1 protein-coding gene and 1 pseudogene are annotated in these 6923 nt (G+C 37.3%); both read right to left on the reverse strand.

All coding sequences use genetic code 11. The features are described from left to right. Positions 1–448 precede the first annotated feature (448 nt). Positions 449–2638, reverse strand: a pseudogene (locus tag HXN26_RS10635) (glutamine synthetase III family protein). A gap of 1045 nt (positions 2639–3683) precedes the next feature. Continuing rightward, positions 3684–5867 (reverse strand): helix-turn-helix domain-containing protein, encoded by a 2184-nt coding sequence (locus tag HXN26_RS10640; RefSeq protein WP_273161213.1) that lies wholly within the window; start codon positions 5865–5867, stop codon positions 3684–3686. Positions 5868–6923: the final 1056 nt, after the last annotated feature.

A 6923-nucleotide genomic window follows, 5' to 3' on the forward strand; every position in this document is an offset into this window, starting at 1 on the left:
ATTTGACAGTCTCCAGAGATTCTTAAGAGGGAATTAACTGAATTACCCTAATTAAGGTCTTGTAAAAAGACTGCAATTTTCTTATAACGTTATTTTAATTTGTAAAAGAAAATTCAAGTAAATACTGATGATACTTCTTTTGCGTCGCAATAGTGCCTATTTTACGTTGTAATAGTGCCTATATTGCCGTGCAATACAGGCTGTTTCTGAATGCAAAACTATGGGTATTGTAAATTGTTGGTATTTAAGTAGTTGTGTGTTAATTATGATAGTATTAAATATTTACACTTTTGTTTCTTTCTTTTCGTTCGCAAAGTAGGCCTCTTTTGTTGATATATTGCCTTACTTTTTTCATTCTTGTATGTAAATATTAGGGCTTTTATAAAAAAGAAAAAGAGGAGAATAACCTCCCCTTCAGTATATACTCTAAGCTGTATTCTACGCTATTTTAACGAATAAACAAGAGTTCGCGATACTTTGGTAAAGTCCACATTTCATCGCTTACAATTAACTCAAGCTTGTCAATGTGTTGGCGTATTTCTTCCATTTTTGGGGTAATGATATCGTGATAAGCAATGGCTTTCTCTCGTTGGCAGTCTATTTTGTTAGCTATTTTTCTTGCTTCAACAAGTTCGTCTACACCCGTTTCTATGGCCTGTATGTGTTCTGCAATATCCCTTAGTATCTTTACATTACGTGCCGTAAGTCGTTCTCCCTCTTCCTTTCCAAAGATATCAATCATCGAACTAACGTTTTTAGCCAGTCGACTTTGGTAGTGTGTGACGACAGGTATGATATGATTCATAGCCAAATCGCCCATAACACGAGCTTCTATTTGTATTTTCTTCGTGTAAGTTTCCCACTTTACTTCATTCCGAGCCTTGAGTTCATTACGCTTCATCACGTTCATTGCTTCGAACATTTGTACGGATTCATCGTATAAATAGGTATCAAAGCATATAGGACAACTTGATTCACAGTCTAATCCTCTCTGTGCTGCCTCTAATTTCCATTCATCGCTATAGCCGTTTCCATCAAAGTGAATTGGTTTGCAGGTCTTAATGTCTTGGCGAATAATTTCTATAATTGCACTCATCTGGTCTTCTCCTTGTTCAGTAAGTGCGTCTACACGTTGTTTAAAGTTTGTTAGGGCTTCAGCAACAGCTGTGTTTAAGACGATAAGCGAAGAGGCACAGTTCGCCTCTGAACCTACTGCGCGAAACTCAAAGCGATTACCAGTGAAGGCAAAAGGAGAAGTTCGGTTTCGATCTGTGTTGTCTATTAGAAGCTCAGGTATTTCAGGAATATCGAGATGAATGCCTTGTTTTCCTTTTACAGTAAATAGATTCTGTTTGTCAGCCTTTTCTATATGCTCAAGTAAATCAGTAATTTGTCTTCCAAGAAACGATGAAATAATGGCAGGTGGCGCCTCGTTTGCACCTAAGCGATGGTCATTCGTTGCACTCATAACCTATGCTTTTAGCAAACCGTTGTGCTTATAGACACCCATCAGAGTTTCCACAATGAACACAACAAATCGTAGGTTGTCGTTTGTGTTTTTACCACTTTTGTGTAACAATATACCCGTGTCTGTAGACAAACTCCAGTTGTTATGCTTTCCTGAACCATTGATTCCTGCAAAAGGTTTCTCGTGTAATAGCACGCGGAAGCTGTGTCGGTGAGCCACCTTCTTCATAAGTGCCATTAGCAACATATTATGGTCTACCGCCAAATTACACTCTTCAAAGATAGGAGCCAGCTCAAATTGACCTGGCGCAACCTCGTTATGACGAGTTTTTAGAGGTATTCCAAGTTCTAAAGAATGAATCTCCAAGTCCTTCATAAAGGCTTGAACACGTTCTGGGATAGTACCAAAATAATGGTCGTCCATTTGTTGGTTCTTAGCAGAGTCGTGCCCCATGAGAGTTCTACCAGTAAGCATGAGATCTGGACGAGCAAAGAATAGGTCTTCGTCTACAAGGAAATACTCTTGCTCCCAACCAAGGTTGGTGTGTACTTTCTTGACGTCTGGGTAGAAATACTGGCAAACCTCTTTCGCAGCATTATTCACTGCACGCAACGAACGAAGTAGAGGCGCTTTGTAATCGAGCGCTTCTCCTGTGTAAGAAATAAAGATAGTAGGGATACAAAGAGTGTCGTCTATGATAAAAACAGGACTTGTAGGGTCCCATGCAGAATAGCCCCGCGCTTCAAAAGTATTTCGAATACCACCCGATGGGAACGAGCTTGCATCTGGTTCTTGCTGTACAAGCAGCTTTCCAGAGAATTCTTCAATCATTCCTCCTTTGCCATCTGATTCAATAAAGGAGTCATGCTTCTCTGCGGTACCTTCTGTTAGTGGCTGAAACCAGTGTGTATAGTGTGTAGCGCCATGGTCTTTTGCCCACTTTTTCATACCATTTGCTACACCATCTGCAATAGAACGATCAAGCCGTTCACCATTTTCCATTACGTCCATCATCTTGTTGAAGATGTCAACAGGAAGGTATTTGTACATCTTATCGCGACTAAAGACATACTTCCCAAATTGTTCTGAAGGGCGTTCGTTAGTTACTTCTAATTTTACAGGACGTTTTCTAAATGCCTCTTTTACTACATCGAATCTTAAGTTATCCATATTTCTCTTTCGTTTTTTGTCGGTCTTTCTTTGCAAAAATAACTATTTAGTTGGAATTTTCAAAATAATTATAACGTTTTGATATATGTTTCAGCTTAAAAAATAATGTATATCATCTTCCTTTAAGCGAGTGTTGTCTTTCTTTTTAAATGGGATATAATATATAATAAGGTGAAATTGTTAAATTAGAACACTCATAGAACCTCAGTCAAATATTCTTTTTGATATGTAAAGCCCTTAGGATATTTTCTCAAACTACTAAATAATGAGTGTAGATGACTATTGTTTTTCTTTACAAAAAGTGATACTTCTTTTGCAGACCTTATTATCTTTTGTATTGGTTTATATCTTTTTTTTGTGTTCTTTAAGCATCTACTTTTTGCCTTATATGTTTATTTTTTTTGCTTTGCTGGAGATACTTTTATCGATTGCGTATATCTCTCTTTTGAAGTAATAGCATAAAAATAGCCTATGTTTGCTCACGCAGACATAGGCCTTGCCACTTAACTAAATAACTCAAAAAATTACTTGACTCAATTCTCGTAAGTACATTTTCATCACGAAGACGTACTAACTAACATTTGTTTGACTATTAACTTACTAATAACTATTTTGTATGTTTGTAATCAAAAATTGTTCTATAATTTGTTGCAAAGGTAAGGATAAAAAAGCATATCGCCAACAATTTGGTCATCTTTTTTAGTGTAATTATGGAAAATTATGGTCGTTCTAGTATTCTAGTGTATAATTTTGTTCTTTATTTCGCCTTGTGATGGTGTTTTTTAATACTATTTTCTTATATCTCTAAACAATGTGTTCGCTTTTTCTAGTGGGTTGTTTAGCGGATTTATTACAAAAGTACGATAACATTACGTTTTTGCTGTTGAGAGGTGAGAATGAGGATATTTTATTGTTCGTTTTTTCGATTCGCCTTCTTGTTCTCATTTTTTTTGCATATTGTTCTCATTCTTTTTTCTTCTTACTCTCCCTTCCTCTTATCCATCTTCTTTCTTTTTGACCAACAGAACTCCTCTTCTTCTGCTTCTTATTCGTTCTTACTCTCTTCTTGTTTTTCTCTTTTTTCTTCTGCTAATATAAAGGTAATGTCAGAGTATGTGATTCCCGATGGACAAGCATCCTTAATGTTTTTAATTCCGTCTTCAGGCGAAATGGTCTTTAGTATGCCTCGAATTATCTTTGCTTTCTGTGTATCTACGAAATCAGTAGCCTTCAGTTCGCCACTTGTAACATACCTTGCAATGTGGCTTACAATGGTTTGCGGTGTAAGACCGCGTTCTTTTGCAATAGCTTTTAAGTCCATTCCGTCTTTATAAAGTCTGTAACTTATAGCATGCGTAGCTTCTTTAGGCTTCTTTTCTGCTTTTGTTTTCCGCTTTTTTTCGCGTTGTTTGAGACCATCTTCATCGCCCATTGATGTCAGAATAGATTCTTGTTTGCATTTCAGATAGCGGCTAGTGGTGAAGTCTTCCTCCATCATATCCTCTATTAATAATAGCTTTGCCTGTTTTGTTTGTTCGAGTTCGGCAATGTTATTATCTATGCGCTTCATCGCTTCCTTATTCTTACTCTCCACCGTTTTAGTTATTTCAATTTGCTCCGAGAATATTTCAGTAAGCTCGTTGTAGAAGTATCGTGCGCCATTTCTGATTCTTTCAAGAAATTCTGGGCTGTGCAAATCTTCCGTTAGCATACCTTTCACAAGATGAATCCACTTTGATGATACGGTGAGAATGCGCTTTTGCAAGTCGTCTAAGATTGTTCGATGGAGTGCTATTAACTTTGCGTACTTGTGGAAATGCTCGACTAAAGTTCTAAAAAGTGCTGTTTCAAGTTCAGAAATTTCGTTGAAGTTGAATAGTTCCAGTATCAACATTCTGTAATATTCCTCTTTTAGCAGCGGTAAATTCTTAATACTCTCTGCTGCTCGTATATTCTGTTGAGCAATATAACTATCTACTCGTGTATCGTTTATGACAGCATTTTGATTCAATGGGGAGCCCAATACCAAACCTTCCAACGACCGACAGCGGCTCAAAGCCACATAAACTTGTCCCGAAGCAAATGCCTGCTGAGCATCAATGATGGCATGTTCGAATGTAAGACCTTGACTTTTGTGTATGGTAATGGCCCAAGCTAATCTCAATGGATACTGTGTGAAGGTGCCTAACACTTCTCCTTCAATCTGCTTTGTCCGTTCGTTGAGCGTGTAACGAGTATTTTCCCATGTTTGTGGTTCTACTTCTATGGCCTCATTGTCGCCGGGACAAGCTACCAAAATCCTATCTTCGTTAATGAAAGTGATGCGTCCAATCTTTCCATTGTAGTATCTTTCGAAACGGTCGTTGTGGATAAATATTACCTGCGCACCACATTTTAGTGTTAGTTCATAGTCTGCGGGGTAGTTGTTTTCGGGGAATTGTCCTTCAATTTGAGCGCAAAACCTATACGCTTCCGATTCTATTTGCTTGAGTTGATTGTTGTTTATGTTGTCGGCAATGCGATTATGAGTTGTCAGATGAATATAGTCGCTGCCTTCTTCAGGTTTGAAATTCAGCTGATACCGACTATTCAGAGTTTTGAAATCATCGTCTGTTACGTTGCCATCTCTAAAGTGATTCAGAATGTTTATGAATGTTTCGTCTTGTTGTCTGAATACTTTTGTAAGCTCAATCGTAACATATTGTATGCTTTGCAGTGCTTTTGAGTCGAAGAAATAAGGCGTATTATAATATCTACCCAGTAGTTCTTCCTCTTCAGGCTTAACTACTGGCGTCAGTTGTTGCAGGTCTCCTATCATCAAAAGCTGTACACCGCCAAACGGTTTATTATGTTCGCGGAAACGACGGAGCACCGAATCGATAGCGTCCATAATGTCTGCGCGCACCATACTAATCTCATCGATAACGAGTAAGTCAAGCGTTCGCATTATCTTTCGCTTTTGTTTGCTGTATTCAAAGCGCGGTTTTACCATGCTTTCGGGTACGAAAGGGGAGAGAGGAAGTTGAAAGAACGAGTGAATAGTAACACCTCCAGCATTGATGGCAGCCACTCCAGTAGGTGCAACCACTACCATTCGCTTTGTGCTATGTTGCTTAATGGTACGCAAGAAAGTTGTTTTTCCAGTTCCAGCCTTTCCTGTTAGAAAGATACTAATGCCTGTGTGTTCTACAAAGTCCCATGCGTTTTGCAGTTCTATATTCTTCTCCATTGCTTTAATATCGCTATCGTTCAGCAAAATTACGTAAAAAATGCGATGCTCGCAAATAGTTATTGATAAAAGTCAATCGGCTTGACGCATGGCAATAAAAGCGCCAATATTGAGCAATCTTTACTTAACTATTTGTGTAAAACACTGAGAAGCTGTAACTTTGTACACGTAGAAAAGAAGTAAGATATAGGCAATATGAGTGCAAATGGCGCTCAGTTTAAGGTAAAAAGAAAGTATTAATAGTATCAATGATAGTTGCAGTTGCAGCTGCTGGTGAAGCATAGGCACTCTGCAAGAATAAAGATTAGTTGATTAGTTATTCTAAGAGAGTAAATTATTTAAGTTAGTTGATGATTTGAGAAAGAGAAAAGGTGATGTATCAAATAAGGATACATCACCTTTTTCTTTCATCTATTTAAGTGCAACACCTCTACTTTCTACCTTCAGTTACCTTCGTTTTATCTTTTCGAAAATTGATAAAAACACAGTAATGGTATTTGTTTTTGGACGTTCCAAATATGATGTTATTCTGCATTTTATTGGTAAATAGAAGGGGAGGGAATTGTTTAGAATTTTCATAAAGCGTTATTCAGCGTAACTATTTGATAGTTAGAGTTTTGTGATAGAGCTTGTTTTGCATTATAAAAGTGCCTGTTTTGCATCGCAAAAGGGCCTATATTGCAATGCAAAGCAGGCACTTTTGTAATGCGAAAGCGATATTATCGTTTTTTATTGTAATTTTCTTTACAAAATGAAAGTAGTTCTTTTAAGTTTTTCTTGCGTAAGAAATGAGAGTTCTTGAAAGGCTAATGGTATCCGACTGGGATATGTTCTTTGCAGCAAAAAGATGGAATAGGTATAAAATAAATGCTGAAACTCTCAACGAGCTTCAGCATTTATGTTGTTTAACCTTAATTGTTCTTTTCTTTTGAATAGAGGAAACCTCACGGCCTCCTTGCTTCCTTTGTAATACAATCTGTTAAACTTTACCTTTAAAAAATAACTAAAAACCTAAATCTATTACTACTAACCTAAACAATCTATTAACCTTTTGAC

Source organism: Prevotella aurantiaca, from assembly GCF_015262605.1.
GTDB classification, from domain to species: Bacteria; Bacteroidota; Bacteroidia; order Bacteroidales; family Bacteroidaceae; genus Prevotella; species Prevotella aurantiaca.

What these genes read in the sequence shown, in the direction of transcription:
- HXN26_RS10640 (WP_273161213.1), bottom strand. Translation starts at nt 5,867, where the DNA reads ATGGAGAAGAATATAGAACTGCAAAACGCATGGGACTTTGTAGAACAC.